The following is a 15716-nucleotide window of genomic DNA, read 5'->3' on the forward strand; positions in this document are numbered from 1 at the left end:
TCAGGGAATACGGGTCTCACCCGCGGCGAGCCGGAGAGCGAGCGCCGAGCGCTGTCCCTTTCGTCGCAGTTCATCCTGGATGAGCCCGGTCATCTTACTGCCCGTCCTGCCCCAGGAGAATTCGGCGGCCCAGGCCCGGCACGCCTGCTGGACCTCGGCCCGGCGCGCCGGGTCGGCCAGCTCGTCCAGCGCCCGGCCGACCACGTCCGCCAGCGACTCGCCGTCGCGGACCAGCCATCCGGTGACCCCGTCGCGCACCGAGTCGCGCAGGCCCGCCACGTCGTAGGCGACGGTCGGCACGCCGAGCGCGGCGGCCTCGATCACCGTGAGCCCCCAGCCCTCGAACTCCGAGGCGGTGACGTTCAGCCGGGCGGCGCCGAGCAGGGCGTTCTTCCGCGGTTCTGCCAGGTATCCGTGCACGGTGACCCGGCCGGCGGCGCCGGGGGCGGCGGCCCGGCGGGCCAGCGCGTCCTGCTCGGGCCCGCGCCCGACGACGTGCACGTGCAGGCCGGGCCAGGTGCCGGCCAGCGCGGGCACCAGATCCACCACGCGCTCGACCCGCTTGTGGCCGACCAGGCGGCCCAGGTAGACGATGGCCGGGTCGCCGGCGTCCTCGCCGTCCCTGGCCACCGCGACCGGGCGGGCGGCGGGGCTGCCGTTCGGCACGATCTCGATCGGCGCGAGCCAGCCGAGCCGGTCGCGCAGCTCGGCGCGCGAGGACGCCGAGACGGTGACGGTGGTGCGGCGGCGGTAGACCAGCCGGGCGACCGGGCCCTCGACGAAGCAGCCGAACCGGGCGATCCATCCGGGGAAGAAGGCGCGGAACTGCCGGTCGTGCACGTGGTGGACCAGCGAGATGACGCGGGTGCGCCGGCTCACCACCAGGGGCGCGAAGAACGGGATGCCGTTCATGCAGTCGATGACGACGTCGAACCGGCGGCGGCGCAGCAACAGCCAGAGCGGGACCAGCAGGTAGACCAGATACCGGTTGCCCATCCGGCGCAGCTCGATGCCGTCGCGCGTCTCGCGGGCGGCCTGGCCGGGCTCGCGGCTGGTGGCGAAGTGCACCCGCGCGCCCTCGCCGGCCAGGTGGCGGCCGACCTGCCAGGCGTACTCCTCGGCGCCACCGGCCACCGACTGGCGCGGCTCGCGGAAGTTCAGCAGCGCGACCCGCACCCCGGGCAGCAGGCGCTCGCCCGCGCCGGCGTCCGGACCGGCCACCGGACCGGCCACTGGGGCCGGGCGCGGCCCGGGCGACCGGGGGGCCCGCCCCGCCTGCTGTGCGACCACGACGGCTCCTCCTGGTCCTTGTCCGGTCCTGATGGCACTCCACGGCCGGCCCCCGCGGGCATGCCGAAGTCGGCGCCTGGCGCGCGGGGATCATGCGGGACCGGCCGGCACCGGGCTCGCGATGCGGACCGGGCCGGAGAGATCTACCTGTTGCCGTAGTTGTAGAGCGGCTTGTTCGGCGGCTCCGGGCTGGGGGCGACCACGTTCACCACGCCCACCGACGCGCCGATCGCCAGCGCGACCCCGACGACGAGAGCGGCCAGCACTCGCACCATTGGGCTCTCCTTCCACTGTCCGACGCGTGGACCTGACACTAGAACGTGATACTGCTGCCAAGCCAGCTCTTTGGTCAAAACGTGATAAATGGACTTACCGTCCAGTATGCACGCACGGGTGCCGTCCGGCTAGCTCACAGCCGTAGCAGCAGCACCTCACCGCCCGCGAGAACCGCGGTGGCGCCAGGCAATCGGGAAGAGAACGTGTTCCTGTCCGGTCCGGCGACCAGGACGTAGCGCACCCCGGCCGCCCGCAGCGCCGGGGTGAGCGGGCCGGTCCCGGCGGCCAGGACCGCGCCGAGCCGGCGGGCCTCCCGGTCCTCGCCGCCGACCCGGATCACCCGGCCGTCGCGGTCCGCCACGGTGAGGGAGTCGTTCCACAGCACCCGGCGGGCGAACGCCTTGGTGGCCGGATCGAGGATCACCCGGCCGCCGTTCCAGCCGAACGCCCGGTGCGCGCCCCACGGCAGCGACAGCAGCGCGCCCGGCCGCGGATCACCGTTGACGATGCGCTGCGCCTGCCGCCACTCGGCCGGGTAGCGCACCGCGGCCAGCCGGCCGGCCGCGCCCCAGGCGAACCCGGGCAGCAGCAGCACCGGCACCAGCACGGCCACCACCGCCGGCACCGCCACCGCGGCCCGGCCGCCGCCCGGCCGCGGCCGGGTGACCCGGCCGGCCAGCAGGCCGAAGCCGACCGCCTGCACCACGGCGAGCGGCGCGATGTACAGCTGCCCGTCGCGCAGCGGGCCGAAGCCGGGCCAGCCGGCGATCAGCGCCCCGACCAGGCCGGGGGCGTACGCGCCGGCCAGCGCGACCGCCAGCCCGCCCGCCGCCGCCACCAGCAGCCCCGCCCGGCAGTCCGGCCATGCCCCCGGCGCGGGCCCCGACCTGCCCGGCAGTGCGACCGGCGTTCCCGGCGGAGCCGCCGGCCCCGGCACCCCCCGGAAGTACGGCGGATCCGGAGTACCCGGCGCACTCGGCAGGTCCGGCGGACCCGGTGGCGGGCCCGCCGGCCCGTCCGGGTTGCGGAATCCGGTGCCGCCGCCGCCAGGAACCGGCGCGCCGGGCTCCGGCCGGGTGGACCGGAACCCGGAGAGCCCCGGGAGACCCGCGAACGCCGCGACGGCGGCGGCCGCGACGGCCAGCCGGCCGGCGGCCAGCCACCAGGCGGCCTGGCCGGGCACCTCCGCCTGGGCGTTCCAGATGCCGCCCAGGCCGAGCAGGCCGCCCAGGGCGCCGAACGGCCCGTCGGCGCGCGGCGCGAACGCCGCCACCCCCGCGGGGTCGGTGACCGCGTCGGCGCGCAGCGCCGGCACCGCCCAGGGAAGGCTGAGCAGCGCGATCACCGCCAGCGCGCCGAGCGTCCCGCGCAGCCGGGCCGGTCGCGGCGCCGGGCGGGTGGCCGCCACCGGCAGCACGGCCAGCGCGGACACCAGCATCGCCTGGAACCCGCCGGCCGCCGCGGGCAGCAGCGCCACCGCGACCCGCCACGGCGGCCCGCCCCGCGCGGCGGCCCGCACCGCCCAGGGCAGCCCGGCGACACCGAGCAGCAGCGCCCACTGGCCGAGCAGCAGCCGCTGGGCGAGGTAGACGTTCCAGGCGTAGAACACCGCGGCCGCCACCTTGGGCAGCGTCCGCCGTCCCGGCACCAGGGCGGCGGCGCCGGAGCCGGCCAGCACGAACAGCCCGACCAGCACGATCTTCTGCAGCGCGGCGGCCGGGACGAGGTGGGCGAGCAGCGCCACCAGCAGGTCGCTCGGCACCGCGCGCGGGAAGCCGCCCGCGGCCAGGGTGAGCGGCGGGTCGGGCACGAAGACCATGTCATAGCGCAGCACGTAGCCCGGCCGCAGCGCCGGGCCGAGCGCGAGCAGCCCGGCGACCAGCGCCGCGACCGCGGGCGCGGCCCGCGCCAACCGGCGATCTCGCATGCCCTGGCCGTCTCCACTCGGCACCACCGACCCGGTCAAACTACCCCAGGCCCGGCGAAGCCTCGGGCCGGCCGCCGGAGGGTGGCGGTTCACCGGCACTCCGCGGCGGAGGCGCAGGTCAGCGCATCCCTTTCCCTGTCCCGGGTGGCGCAATACGACCGTTATTCCTATTTTCCTACTGGATATATAGGATTATCGCAGATCACGAACCCCAGATTCAGGGAGCGGCCATGGACGGCGGCCAGCGGCACCGCGTGCCCCTGCTGACCGACGCCGCCCGGCGGCGGGCCGACCGGGCGCGGCAGATCGCCGACCTGCTGCGCCGCCAAGTCATGGAGCGGCACTTCGACAGCGGCCACCTGCCGCTGGAGACCGCGCTGGCCCGGGAGTTCGGCACCTCCCGCAACACCATCCGCGACGCGCTCGACCTGATCCGCGAGGAAGGTCTCATCGACCGCTGCCCCGGCGTCGGCACCACCGTCGCGGGCGAGAAGTACCCGCACGGCCTGCACCGGCTGCTCGGGCTGGCCGAGACGCTGCGCGAGCACGGCGAGGTCGCCAACGAGGTCCGCACCATGGGCCTCATCCGCCCGCCCGCCGCGGTCAGCGCCCGGCTGCGCCTGCCCGCGGGCGAGCCGGTGGTCTACGTCGAGCGGCTGCGCCGGCTGAACGGCCTGCCGCTGTCCCTCGACCTCACCTACCTGGTACGCGAGCTCGGCGAACCGCTGTTCCAGGCCGACCTCACCCGCAACGACATCTTCGTGCTGCTGGAGCGGATCGCCGGGCAGCCGCTCGGCACCGCCGAACTCACCGTGGAGGCCGTCAACGCCGACGCGCACACCGCCGCGGTGCTGGACGCGGCGCGCGGCGCGGCGCTGCTCATGGTCGAGCGGCTCGCCCACCTGTCCGACGGCCGCCCGGTCGACCTGGAGTTCATCCGGTTCCGCGGCGACCGGATCACCATGAGCGGCCACCTGCGCCGGACCGGGGACGCGCCCGCGTCGCCCGGTCCGGCGGGGCCGGCCGGCGAGGAGGACCGATGACACTGGCCGGAAACCGCCTGGACGTCCCCGTCACGATCGACCAGGCGCTCTGCATCGAAGGCTGCACGCTCTGCGTGGACGTCTGCCCGCTCGACTCGCTCGCCATCCACGAGGAGTCCGGCAAGGCCTACATGTACGTGGACGAGTGCTGGTACTGCGGGCCGTGCGCGGAGCGCTGCCCGGTCGACGCCGTCACCATCAACATCCCCTACCTGCTGCGATGAAAGGACGCCCCGTGCGCCACCCCCACCACCGCGCCGGCCGCGGCGCCGCCGTGCTCGCCGCCGCGCTGGCCACCGCCGCGCTGGCGGGCTGCTCGGTCGCCGGGAACGCCTCCAGCGGCACCGGCACCACCCGCCTCGTCGTCGGGTACCAGTCCAAGACGATCAACACCGTGACGGCCGGCACGCTGCTGCGCTCGCTCGGCTACCTGGAGCGGCGGCTCGGCGGCAAGTACACCGTCGAGTGGCAGGACTACGACACCGGCGCGCCGATCACCGCCAAGATGGTCGCCGGGAAGATCGACATCGGCTCGATGGGCGACTACCCGCTGCTGATCAACGCCTCCCGCACCCAGGACGTCGCCGCCGCCCGCACCCGGCTGGTCTCGGTGACCGGCTACAACCTGCGCGGCGGGCTGAACAGCGTCGTCGTCCCGCCCGGTTCCAAGGCCCGGACGCTCGCCGACCTCAAGGGGACGAAGGTCTCGGCCAGCGTCGGCTCGGCCGGGCACGGCACCCTCGTCCAGGCGCTGCGCAAGGCCGGCGTCGACCCGGTGACCGGCGTGGAGACGGTGAACCAGCAGCCGCCGGTGGGCGCCTCGGCGCTGCAGTCCGGCGCCGTCCAGGGGTACGCGCAGTTCGTCGCCTGGCCGGGCCTGCTGGTCTTCCAGGACCAGGCGAAGTTGCTGTACGACGGGTCGGCGCTCGGCGTCCCCACCTTCCACGGCGTGGTGCTGCGCGAGGCGTATGCCAAGGAGCATCCCGAGGTGGTCCAGGCGTTCCTGCAGGCCCAGATCGACGCGACCCGCTATCTGCACCAGAATCCGCTGGCCGCCGCCGAGTCGGTCGCCAAGGCCACCGGGCTGCCGCCCGAGGTCGTCTACCTCTACAACGGCCCGAACGGCATCTCCACCTTCGACGTCACCCTCAAGCCGCAACTGCTGGCGGCGCTGGGCAAGGACGTGCCCTACCTGGCCTCCATCGGCAACGACTTCAAGCCCGTCGACGTGCCGCGCTTCGCCGACGACGCCTACATCCGCAAGGCCTACGGCGGAGGCTACGACGCGGCCACCGCCGCCACCGCCAACCCGGCGAAGATCACCGGCACCGACCCGGCCTGCGGGTTCCCGGTGGACGACCCCGCCACCGCCGGGGAGCTGTGGCTCCAGGGCGCCGCCCGTACACAGCCGGCCTCCACCCCGACCTGCCTGCTGCGCCAGATCCGCACGGCCGGCGGCCGGTTCCGCGCCGCGTACGTGCCGGACACCACCCTTGGCACCCGGTGGTTCGCCGACCGGTCGGTCTGGGTCCGCGACCCGGCGGTCGAGCGGGCGGAGCGGCGCTTCCTGCCGTTCACCACCCGGGAGGGCGCCGAGTCCTACCTGTCCGAGCACGGTCGCGCCAAGATCGTGGACTTCGACCACGCCGTGGAGCAGGCGTGACCGGGATGGACGCCGCGACGGCCGCGGCCACCCGCCCGGCCGCCGCCCGGCCCACCGAGCCGGCCGCGGGGCCGGCCGCTGAGATCCCCGCGCCGGTGCCCGCTGCCGGACGGCGGCGGCGGCCGGACGCCGCCGGCTGGCTGATCAGGGCGGCCGCGCTCGCCGCCGCCGCGGCGGCCTGGCAGCTGCTGACCACCGCCGACGTCACCTTCGGCCTGCGGTTCGACCGGCTCCCCTCCCCCGCCGAGGTCGCCGGCGCGTTCGCCGGCCGGCTGGGCTCCGCCCCGTACTACCTGGACCTGGCGCAGAGCGTGCTGCGCATCCTCACCGGCTTCGTGCTGGCCGCGCTGGCCGGGGTGGCGGCCGGGGTGCTGGTCGCCCGATCCCGCCGGGCCGGCGACCTGCTGCTGCCCGTCCTGGAGATCGTCCGGCCCATCCCGGCGATCGCGCTGGTGCCGATCGCCATCCTGGTCTTCCCGCGCGACGAGCAGGGCATCGTCTTCATCACCTTCGCCGCCGCGTTCTTCCCGATCATGGTGAGCACTCGGCACGCCGTCCGGGCGCTGCCCACCTCCTGGGAGGACGCGGTGCGCACCATGGGCGGCGGGCGGGCCCGGGTGCTGGCGAACGTCATCCTGCCCGGCGCGCTGCCCGGCGTCTTCGGCGGGCTGTCGGTCGGCATGGGGGTCGCCTGGATCTGCGTCATCTCCGCCGAGATGATCTCCGGCGAGTTCGGCGTCGGCTACCGCACCTGGCACGCCTACACGGTGGTCGACTACCCCGGCGTCATCGTCGGCATGGCCACCATCGGCGCGATCGGCTGGCTCGCCTCCGCCGCGATCGAGCTGCTCGGCCGCCGCCTCACCCGGTGGCTGCCGCGCGGCGGGGGCCGGCCGTGACCGCCCGGACCGCGGCCGTGGCGCCGGCGCGGACCGGCATGGCGGTCACCCTGTCCGGGGTGACCCTCGGCTACGGCCGGGCCGCCGTGCTGCGCGACATCGACCTCGACGTGCGACCCGGCGAGCTGCTGGTCCTGGTCGGACCGTCCGGCTCGGGCAAGTCCACGATCCTGCGCGCGATCGCCGGGCTGCTCGCCCCCGAGGCGGGCACGATCCGCGCCGACGGCGTCCCGGTGACCGGCCCCGGCCCGGACCGCGCGATGGTCTTCCAGGACGACGGACTGCTGCCCTGGCGCACCGTACGCGGCAACGTCGAGCTGCCGCTGAGCATCCGCAAGGTGGCGAGCGCCGAGCGGCGGCGGCTGGCGGACGGCTGGATCGAGCGGGTCGGCCTGGCCGGCTGCGCGGACCGGCTGCCGCGCGAGCTGTCCGGCGGGATGCGGCAGCGCGTCCAGCTCGCCCGCTCGCTGGCCGGCTCGCCGCGCGCCGTGCTGATGGACGAGCCGTTCGGCGCGCTCGACGCGCAGACCCGGGCCGGCATGCAGCGGCTGCTCACCGGGGTGCTGGCGCTCACCCCGGCCACCGTGGTGTTCGTCACCCACGACGTGGACGAGGCGCTGCTGCTCGCCGACCGGATCGTCGTGCTCGGCCGCGGCGGCGTCCGCGCCGTCCTCGACGTCCCGCCCGGCGCCCGCGCCGCCTCCCCCGCCGACCCCCCGCCCGCCGGTGCGCCGGGCGGCGTCCGGCGGGCGCTGCGCGACCAGATTCTGACCGAGCTGGAGGACACCGCGTGATGGAGATCCCGTCCCTGGACGACCGGCTGCACCTGTCGTGCGAGGTGCTCGTGGTCGGCGGCGGCACCGCCGGCACCATGGCCGCGATCACCGCCGCCGAGCACGGCGCCGACGTCGTGCTGCTGGAGAAGGCGCACGTCCGGCACAGCGGCGCGCTCGCGATGGGCATGGACGGGGTGAACAACGCCGTCATCCCCGGCAAGGCCACCCCCGAGGACTACGTCGCCGAGATCACCCGGGCCAACGACGGCGTGGTGAACCAGCGCACCGTCCACCAGACCGCCAGCCGCGGCTACGACATGGTGCGCCGCCTGGAGAGCTACGGGGTGAAGTTCGAGAAGGACGAGTACGGCGAGTACCACGTGCGCCGGGTGCACCGCTCCGGCAGCTACGTGCTGCCGATGCCCGAGGGCAAGGACGTCAAGAAGGTCCTATACCGGGTGCTGCGCCGCCGGGAGATCCGCGAGCGGGTGCGCATCGAGAACCGCGTCATGCCGGTGCGCGTGCTGGTCGAGGGCGGCCGGGCGGTCGGCGTGGCCGGGTTCGACACGCGCAGCGGGCGGTTCGTCACCGTCGCCGCCGGCGCGGTGATCCTGGCCACCGGCGCCTGCGGGCGGCTCGGCCTGCCGGCCAGCGGCTACCTCTACGGGACCTACGAGAACCCGGCCAACGCCGGCGACGGGTACGCCATGGCCTACCACGCCGGCGCCGAGCTGAGCGGCATCGAGTGCTTCCAGATCAACCCGCTGATCAAGGACTACAACGGGCCCGCCTGCGCCTACGTGGCCAACCCCTTCGGCGGGTACCAGGTCAACAACGCCGGCGAGCGGTTCGTGGACTGCGACTACTGGTCCGGCCAGATGATGGCGGAGGTCGCCCGGGAGATCTCCTCGGCGCGGGGCCCCATCTACCTCAAGCTCAGCCACCTGCCCGGCGAGACGCTCACCGCGCTGGAGAACATCCTGCACACCACCGAGCGGCCCACCCGGGGCACCTTCCACGCCGGCCGCGGGCACGACTACCGCACCCACGACGTAGAGATGCACATCTCCGAGGTCGGGCTGTGCGGCGGCCACTCCGCCTCGGGCGTCTGGGTGGACGAGAACGGCGCCACGACCGTCCCCGGCCTGTACGCGGCGGGCGACCTGGCCTGCGTCCCGCACAACTACATGATCGGCGCCTTCGTGTTCGGCGACCTGGCCGGCGCGCACGCCGCCCGGCACCGCACCACCGCCGAGACGCTGCCGGCCGATCAGATCGCGCAGGCCCACGAGCTGGTCTACCGGCCGCTGCGCAACCCCGACGGCCCGCCGCAGCCGCAGGTGGAGTACAAGCTGCGCCGCTTCGTCAACGACTACGTCGCCCCGCCGAAGACCGGCGCCAAGCTGGAGATCGCGCTGGAGACGTTCGACCGGATGCGCGACGAGATCGCCGCCATGGGCGCGCGCACCCCGCACGAGCTGATGCGCTGCGTGGAGGTGGACTTCATCCGCGACTGCGCGGAGATGGCGGCCCGCGCCTCGCTGGTACGCACCGAGAGCCGCTGGGGCCTCTACCACGACCGGGCCGACCTGCCCGAACGCGACGACAACGAGTGGCTGTACCACCTGAACCTGCGCAAGGACGCCGGCGGCGCGATGGCGTTCGTCAAGCGCCCGGTCGAGCCCTACCTGGTCCCGGTGGACGACTTCCGGCCACGGGGCGGCGCGCCGGTCGAGCTCGGCGCCTACGTCGCGCCGGCCCGGCCGCGGCCCCGGGCGGCCACCCGGCTGGCCGTCGAGGCCATCGGCCGCTCGCCGCGCATCCTGGACCTGATCCGGCTGGCCGACCGGCAGCCGCCGATCTCCGAGTTCGCCCCCTACCTGGCCGACCCCGACCCCAAGGTGCGCAAGGCGGCGATCGCCACCCTGACCGAGACCGCGCCGGACGGGGTGGGCGAGGCGCTGGCCGGCGCGCTCGGCGACCCGCACGGCCCGGTACGCCGTGCCGCCGCCACCGGGCTGCGCGAGCTGGTGGAGGTGCTGCCGGCGAGCCGGAGCCTCGGCGACCGCCTCCGGGACCGGGTGGCCGGCGACGACCCGGCGGTGCGCGCCGCCGTGCTGGACGTGCTGCGCGCGCTGCGCCTGGGCGACCCGGAGGTGTTCGCCGGCGCGCTCGCCGACCCCGACCCCGGAGTGCGGGTCGAGGCGGTGCGCGGCCTGGTCTCGCTGGACGACGCCGCCCAGGTGGAGATCGCCGCCGCGGACGCCGCCCGGGAGGTACGGGTGCAGGCGGCCCGCGGCCTCGGCACGATCGGCAAGCCACAGGCCGCGCCGGCGCTGGCGCAACTGGCCGGCGACCCCGACCCGCTGGTCCGCGCCGCCGCCCTGGAGGCGGCGGCCCCGCTCGGCTGCCCGGCCCCGCTGGCGGAGCTCGCGGAGGCGGCACTGGCCGGCGAGACGAGCTGGGAGGTGCGGGTGGGCGCCGCCCGCGCCCTGGCCGCCGCCCCGCCGGAACAAGCGGTCCCGCCGCTGGTCGCGGCGACGGCCGACGCCAACCTCGACGTGCGCAAGGCCGCCGTGCTCGCCCTGTCCGCCCACCTCGCCACCGCGCCCCCCGCCCCTTGGACCGCCGACACCCGGCCCGAAGCCCTCTCACCCGTCGATGCCCCTTCCGAGGCCACCTGGCACACCGTGGCCTCGCCTGGCACCGCGCTGTCCGCCACCGCCTGGCACGCCGAAGCGCTGCGCGCCCTGCGCGACGCCCGCACCGACTCCGACGCCGATGTCCGCGCCCACGCCCGCCGCGCCCTTACCCTCCCCACGCACCCGCCCACGGGCAGCGTGCACGACCGATCCGGCACGAAGACCATGGCGTAGACCGGCGTCGATTCACCTGTAGCGCGGAGACCCGGCGTCCACCACGCTGAGCACCCTGATGTCGTACGTGGAGGCGCTCGGCTGGACGTGGTGGCGACGGTGGACGACACCTCCTACAAGATCGCGTGACTCCGGGCGGGCGAAAGAGCTATTTGCCGGGTTCGGGGTCGCGGGGGAGGCCGAGCATGCGCTCGGCGATGATGTTGAGCTGCACCTCGGTGGTGCCGCCGTAGATGGTCATCGCCCGGGTGGCGAGCACGGCGCGGTTCCAGTAGCCCGGGTCGCCGAGCTTCATGTCGGCCGCCACCGTCGCCGCCGCGCCGAGCAGGCCCACCGCGCTCTCGGCCACGTGCTGGGCGTGCGAGGTGGACAGCAGCTTGCGCACCGAGGCGTCCGCGCCCGGCTCGGCGCCGGCGAGCTGGCGCAGCGTCACCCGCAGGCTGAGGGCGTTGATCGAGTGGCCCTCGCAGATCACCTCGGCCAGCTCCAGCCGTTCGGCCGGGGTGAGCTCGCGGCCGAGGCGGCCGGCCAGCCCGAGCAGGTCGGGCACCGACGAGCCGGTGCCGCCCGAGCCGGACGACAGCGACACCCGCTCGTTGGACAGGGTGTTGCGCGCGACCCGCCAGCCCTCGTTCACCTCGCCGACGACCAGCTCGTCCGGGACGAACACGTCGTCGAAGAAGACCTCGTTGAACAGGTTCTCCCCGGTCATCTCGACCAGCGGGCGGACGGTCACCCCGGTGGCCTTCATGTCCACGATGAAGTACGTGATGCCGTCGTGCTTGGGGCGGGAGGGGTCGGTGCGGGCGATGCAGATGCCCCACTCGGCGACGTGCGCGACCGACGTCCAGATCTTCTGGCCGTTGAGCCGCCAGCCGCCCTCGACCCGCTCGGCCTTCATCTGCAGCGAGGCCAGGTCGGAGCCGGCGCCCGGCTCGCTGAACAGCTGGCACCACACCAGCTCGCCGGACAGCGTGCGCGGCAGGAACCGCTCCTGCTGCTCGGGAGTGCCGTAGCCGACGATCGACGGCACCACCCAGGCACCGATGATCATCTGGGGCAGGCGCACCTTGGCCGCGCGCAGCTCCTGGTGGATGAGCACCTGCTCCAGCGGCGAGGCGCCGCGGCCCCAGGGCTCGGGTAGGTGCGGCATCACGAACCCGCGGCCGGCCAGCGCGCGCTTCTGCTCGCGGCCCTCCAGCGTGGCGACCTCGGCGATCTCGGCGCGGATGGCCGAGCGCAGCGACTCCGACTCCGCGGGCAGGTCGACCTCCATCTCGCGGGCGACCCCGGCCAGCGCGGCGCCGGCGACGGTGTCGGCCCACTCGGCGGACGGGCCGAGCAGCGCGCGCAGGGTGAGCGCGCGGCGCAGGTACAGGTGGGCGTCGTGCTCGAAGGTGTAGCCGATGCCGCCGAAGATCTGGACGGCGTCCTTGGCGCACTGGACGGCCGCGTCCGGGGCCATCACCCCGGCGATGGCGGCGGCGTACTCCAGCTCGTCGCCCGCCGCCCGGGTGGCGTCCCAGACGGTGGCCCGGGCCTGCTCCAGCGCGACCAGCATGCGGGCGGCCTTGTGCTTGACCCCCTGGAACTGGCCGATGGGCCGGCCGAACTGCACCCGGACCTTGGCGTAGTCGGCGGCGGCCCGCACGCACCAGGCGGCCAGGCCGGCCGCCTCGGCGCCGAGCAGGACCGCGGCCAGGGCCCGCACGTCCGCCCGCCGCAGGCCGGTCAGCACCCGCTCGGCAGGCACCGCCACCTCGGCGGCCTCGACCCTGGCCACGCCGCGGGTGAGGTCCAGGCTGCTGATCGGGGTGACGGCCAGGTCGGCGGCGGGCAGCGCGACCCACTCCTCGCCCTGGCCGGTGCGCACCGGGAGCACCAGCACGTCGGCCAGGGCGCCGCCGAGCACCGGCTCGGCGATGCCGCTGACGGTCAGCCCGCCACCGGCGTCCCGCTCGCCGGTGAGGGTGCCGGTGAAGGCGACGGCACCGGTCAGCGAGCCGTCGGCCAGGCCGGGCAGCAGTTCGTCCCGGGCCTTGCCCTCGGCGGCCAGGACGGCGGCCGAGGCGAGCACCGTCGGGACGAAGGGGCCGGGGGTTACGCGCTCGCCGAGCGCCTCGACGGCCACCGCGGTCTCCAACAGGCCGAAGCCGCCACCGCCGTACTCCTCGGGCACGTGCAGGCCGAGCAGCCCCTGGCCGGCCAGGCCGTCCCAGAACGGCGGGCGCTCCTCGCCCTCGGCACCCACCGCCGCGCGCACGACGCCGGCGGAGACATGGCGCTCCGCCCAGCCGGCCACGGACTCCCGGAGCGCCTCGTGCTCCTCGCTCAACCCGATCCCCATTGACACCCTCCGTCCGGTCCACCCACCGACAGGCAGAACCATATTCTAGAAGATGCTTCCAAGGCCATCCGTCGCGCGGCGATCAGCCGGCCCGGGCGGTCCAGTAGAGCATGTTGAGATCGTGGTCGAGCGCCTTGCGGGTGTCCGGCACGTTCGCGAAGATCATCGCAGGCTTCTTCTTGGCGGTGCCGATCACCATGACGTACGCCTGGGAGGTGCGCTTCTTGCCGTCCACCGGGTAGGTGACCTTGTAGCCGAGCATCCAGCCGGGGCCGTACCGGGCACGCTGCGACACCGTCCAGGAGAATTTGGCCCCCGGGGGCTGGTAGCGGAGCGTCCACTTCACCACCCGGCCGGCCAGCGCCCGGTACTGGGCGTCGGTGACCGGCGCGGTCCCGACCGTCACCGGCACCGGAGCCGAACCGATCATCGCGCGCGGCGGCGTGGCGGCGCCCGCCTTCTGCCCGGCCGTGAACGGCGCGCCCAGCGACGCCTTCTTCCACGGCGCGCCGAATCCGGCGTAGCTGACGCCGGCCTTGCGGTCGACCACGTAGGACAGCACCGGAGTGCCGGTGCCGGTGAAGACCGTCATCGCCCGGGCGGCCGGGACCTTGGGCACCGCGATGGGCGGCGGCGCGGTGGTGCTCGGCGCGGCGCCCCCGCCGGCCTGGGACGGCGCGGCATCCGGCTCGACCGCGGGCCGGTCCCCGGAGAACAGCGTGAAGATGAGCACCACGATGACCACCGTGGCCAGCGCCGCGCCGGTCGCGTAGACCGTCCGGATCGGGATGTCGCCGATCCGCAGCAGGGCGGCCTCCAGCGGGCGCGGCAACCGGGAGCGCCGGGCGCGGACCGGTGGCGGCGCCGAGGGCACCGGCCGCTCCTCCAGCGGTTCCCACTCCTCCGCCGCCGCCGCGGCGGGCCTACCGGCCGGGGAACCGGCCCGTTCCCCGGCGTCCGGTGCTCCCGGCGCCTCGGCGGCAGCGGCGGCGGCCGGCCCGGCGGGCGGCCGCTCCGGCCCGAGATCAGGCTCGGCGGCCGGCCCTCGGCGGCCGGGCCGGAGGAACGGTCCAGCGGGCATGCGCAGATGCGCGGTGGTGGCGTCGTCCCGCGGCTCGCCCGCGAACTCGTCGTCCACCGGCTCGTCGTCCACCGGCTCGGCGTCCACCGGCTCGGCGTCCACGGGCTCGGCGCTCTCGGCCTCCGCATCCGCGGCCCCCGCGTCCTCGACGTACGCGGCACCGGCGGACCGGTCGTCGCCGGGCCGGTCATCCGCGCTCTGGTCAGCGGCGGGCCGGCCGTCCGTGGGCCGGCCGGCCGCGGCCTGGTCATCGGCGGGCTCGGCCTTCGCCGGCTCGGCGGGGATGGACGGTATCCGCCAGTTCGTCGTCGCCGCCTGGTCCGGCGGGTCCGCCTCCGCGGCGCCGGCCGGCTGATCGTCCCTGGCACCGGCAGGGCCGGCCGGGGCACGCGCGGCGGCGGTGGCGGCCTCGATGACGGCCCGTGCCTGGCCGGCGCTCAGCTGCGGCATCGGCGTGGTCGGCGCTTCGTAGGAGGGAACGTGAGCCGGAACCCGCCCTTTTCCAGGGCGGCCAGAGGAGTTCTCCGCACCGTCCGCCATGTGCGCAGACTACGTCACGCGCCGGTGCTCTCGCGGCCCTCGATCCCGGCCCTCGTCCGGCGCCGGGTGCGTTTCCGCAGGTAGATCGGCCGTTGCCTGGGTGAAGAAAATCACGCTCCGCGTCCGCCGCCTGGTAGCGACCGGCAAAGATCCCGACATTGGTGATGAACAGCGAGTAGCTTCACTAGCCTCGGGAATCACCCATTGCATGAAAAGGAGTCCAGGAACCCGTCGGATCCGACATGTCGGTCGACAGGCCATCTCGGTGGGGATGGCCGGACTCCTGGTCGCCGCCGGCGGATGCGGCCCGGTCGCACCCCCCACCGCCACCGGCACCGCGACGGAGACCGCGAGCGCGACCGATCGCGCCACCGGCGACGGGCCCGGGCGGACCGAGACCCCGCGATCGCTGGTCGCCGAGGAGCAGGCCTACGAGCAGGTCATCTCCCAGGTACTGCCGTCCATCGTGCAGATCACCACCAAGAACGGCCTCGGCTCGGGCATCGTCTACGACACCGCCGGCCACATCGTGACGAACGCCCACGTGGTCGGCCGGTCCCGCAGCTTCGAGGTCACCCTGTCCACCGGCGGCCGGTCACGGCGGGCCGACCTGGTCGCCTCCTACCCGCTCGGCGACCTCGCCGTCATCAAGGTCGGCGACCGCACCGGGCTCAGCCCGGCGACGTTCGGCGACTCGACCAGGCTCAAGGTGGGCCAGATCGTGCTGGCCATGGGCAATCCGCTGGGCCTGTCCGGCAGCGTGACCAACGGCATCGTGTCCGCCCTGGGGCGCACGGTCACCGAACCGCAGGGCGAGGGTTCGCCGGGGGCCACCATCACCAACGCCATCCAGACGTCGGCGTCGATCAACCCGGGCAACAGCGGCGGCGCGCTCACCAACCTGTCCGGCGAGGTGATCGGCGTGCCCACGCTGGCGGCGGTCAATCCGGACATGGGCGGCGGGGCGGCGCCCGGCATCGGATTCGCCATCCCGAGCA

General features: G+C 75.1%; 12 protein-coding genes. 7 read left to right on the forward strand and 5 right to left on the reverse strand.

Going from position 1 to position 15716, the window contains the following annotated elements:
• The 3 genes from Sru01_RS01560 to Sru01_RS01565 all read right to left on the reverse strand — a co-directional run bounded on the left by Sru01_RS01560 (nucleotide 1) and on the right by Sru01_RS01565 (nucleotide 3493).
• On the reverse strand, nucleotides 1-1290 hold the full coding sequence (locus Sru01_RS01560; RefSeq protein WP_203981983.1) for a glycosyltransferase family 4 protein: 1290 nt from the start codon (nucleotides 1288-1290) through the stop codon (nucleotides 1-3).
• 143 nt (nucleotides 1291-1433) lie between these two features.
• A complete protein-coding gene (locus tag Sru01_RS36110) occupies nucleotides 1434-1565 on the reverse strand; it encodes a hypothetical protein (RefSeq protein ID WP_275412128.1) in 132 nt (43 codons plus the stop codon).
• A gap of 134 nt (nucleotides 1566-1699) precedes the next feature.
• Nucleotides 1700-3493, reverse strand: a complete 1794-nt coding sequence (locus Sru01_RS01565; RefSeq protein ID WP_203981984.1) for a hypothetical protein — start codon at nucleotides 3491-3493, stop codon at nucleotides 1700-1702.
• Between the two features lie 230 nt (nucleotides 3494-3723).
• Here Sru01_RS01565 and Sru01_RS01570 point away from each other — a divergent pair, with 230 nt between their 5' ends.
• Genes Sru01_RS01570 through Sru01_RS01595 form a run of 6 tightly spaced genes read left to right on the forward strand, consistent with a single transcriptional unit; the run spans nucleotide 3724 to nucleotide 10750 of the window.
• Complete coding sequence (locus Sru01_RS01570; protein ID WP_203981985.1) at nucleotides 3724-4536, forward strand: GntR family transcriptional regulator; 813 nt, start codon at nucleotides 3724-3726, stop codon at nucleotides 4534-4536.
• Nucleotides 4533-4760 carry a 4Fe-4S dicluster domain-containing protein gene (locus Sru01_RS01575; RefSeq protein WP_203981986.1) on the forward strand — a complete coding sequence of 76 codons (228 nt, stop codon included), beginning with the start codon at nucleotides 4533-4535 and terminating at the stop codon, nucleotides 4758-4760. Before Sru01_RS01570 ends, Sru01_RS01575 begins: the two co-directional genes overlap by 4 nt.
• 11 nt (nucleotides 4761-4771) lie before the next feature.
• On the forward strand, nucleotides 4772-6199 hold the full coding sequence (locus Sru01_RS01580) for an ABC transporter substrate-binding protein (RefSeq protein WP_239136727.1): 1428 nt from the start codon (nucleotides 4772-4774) through the stop codon (nucleotides 6197-6199).
• A 5-nt stretch (nucleotides 6200-6204) separates the two neighbouring features.
• Nucleotides 6205-7098 carry an ABC transporter permease gene (locus Sru01_RS01585; protein ID WP_203982009.1) on the forward strand — a complete coding sequence of 298 codons (894 nt, stop codon included), beginning with the start codon at nucleotides 6205-6207 and terminating at the stop codon, nucleotides 7096-7098.
• Nucleotides 7095-7892 carry an ABC transporter ATP-binding protein gene (locus Sru01_RS01590; RefSeq protein WP_239136729.1) on the forward strand — a complete coding sequence of 266 codons (798 nt, stop codon included), beginning with the start codon at nucleotides 7095-7097 and terminating at the stop codon, nucleotides 7890-7892. The genes Sru01_RS01585 and Sru01_RS01590 overlap by 4 nt, the downstream gene beginning before the upstream one ends.
• On the forward strand, nucleotides 7892-10750 hold the full coding sequence (locus Sru01_RS01595) for a fumarate reductase/succinate dehydrogenase flavoprotein subunit (RefSeq protein ID WP_203981988.1): 2859 nt from the start codon (nucleotides 7892-7894) through the stop codon (nucleotides 10748-10750). The genes Sru01_RS01590 and Sru01_RS01595 overlap by 1 nt, the downstream gene beginning before the upstream one ends.
• A 148-nt stretch (nucleotides 10751-10898) precedes the next feature.
• On the opposite strand, the gene Sru01_RS01600 is transcribed toward Sru01_RS01595, so the two are convergent.
• Complete coding sequence (locus tag Sru01_RS01600; RefSeq protein ID WP_203981989.1) at nucleotides 10899-13097, reverse strand: acyl-CoA dehydrogenase family protein; 2199 nt, start codon at nucleotides 13095-13097, stop codon at nucleotides 10899-10901.
• 82 nt (nucleotides 13098-13179) lie between these two features.
• A complete protein-coding gene (locus Sru01_RS01605) occupies nucleotides 13180-14628 on the reverse strand; it encodes a hypothetical protein (RefSeq protein WP_203981990.1) in 1449 nt (482 codons plus the stop codon).
• 361 nt (nucleotides 14629-14989) lie between these two features.
• Between Sru01_RS01605 and Sru01_RS01610 the strand changes: the two genes are divergently transcribed.
• A partial coding sequence (locus Sru01_RS01610; RefSeq protein ID WP_239136731.1) for a S1C family serine protease occupies nucleotides 14990-15716 on the forward strand: 727 nt, incomplete at its 3' end.

Origin of the sequence: Sphaerisporangium rufum (assembly GCF_016863395.1) — a bacterium.
GTDB classification, from domain to species: Bacteria; Actinomycetota; Actinomycetes; order Streptosporangiales; family Streptosporangiaceae; genus Sphaerisporangium; species Sphaerisporangium rufum.

What these genes read in the sequence shown, in the direction of transcription:
- Sru01_RS36110 (WP_275412128.1), bottom strand. Translation starts at nt 1,565, where the DNA reads ATGGTGCGAGTGCTGGCCGCTCTCGTCGTCGGGGTCGCGCTGGCGATC.
- Sru01_RS01565 (WP_203981984.1), bottom strand. Translation starts at nt 3,493, where the DNA reads ATGCGAGATCGCCGGTTGGCGCGGGCCGCGCCCGCGGTCGCGGCGCTG.
- Sru01_RS01570 (WP_203981985.1), top strand. Translation starts at nt 3,724, where the DNA reads ATGGACGGCGGCCAGCGGCACCGCGTGCCCCTGCTGACCGACGCCGCC.
- Sru01_RS01575 (WP_203981986.1), top strand. Translation starts at nt 4,533, where the DNA reads ATGACACTGGCCGGAAACCGCCTGGACGTCCCCGTCACGATCGACCAG.
- Sru01_RS01585 (WP_203982009.1), top strand. Translation starts at nt 6,205, where the DNA reads ATGGACGCCGCGACGGCCGCGGCCACCCGCCCGGCCGCCGCCCGGCCC.
- Sru01_RS01595 (WP_203981988.1), top strand. Translation starts at nt 7,892, where the DNA reads ATGGAGATCCCGTCCCTGGACGACCGGCTGCACCTGTCGTGCGAGGTG.
- Sru01_RS01600 (WP_203981989.1), bottom strand. Translation starts at nt 13,097, where the DNA reads ATGGGGATCGGGTTGAGCGAGGAGCACGAGGCGCTCCGGGAGTCCGTG.
- Sru01_RS01605 (WP_203981990.1), bottom strand. Translation starts at nt 14,628, where the DNA reads ATGCCGCAGCTGAGCGCCGGCCAGGCACGGGCCGTCATCGAGGCCGCC.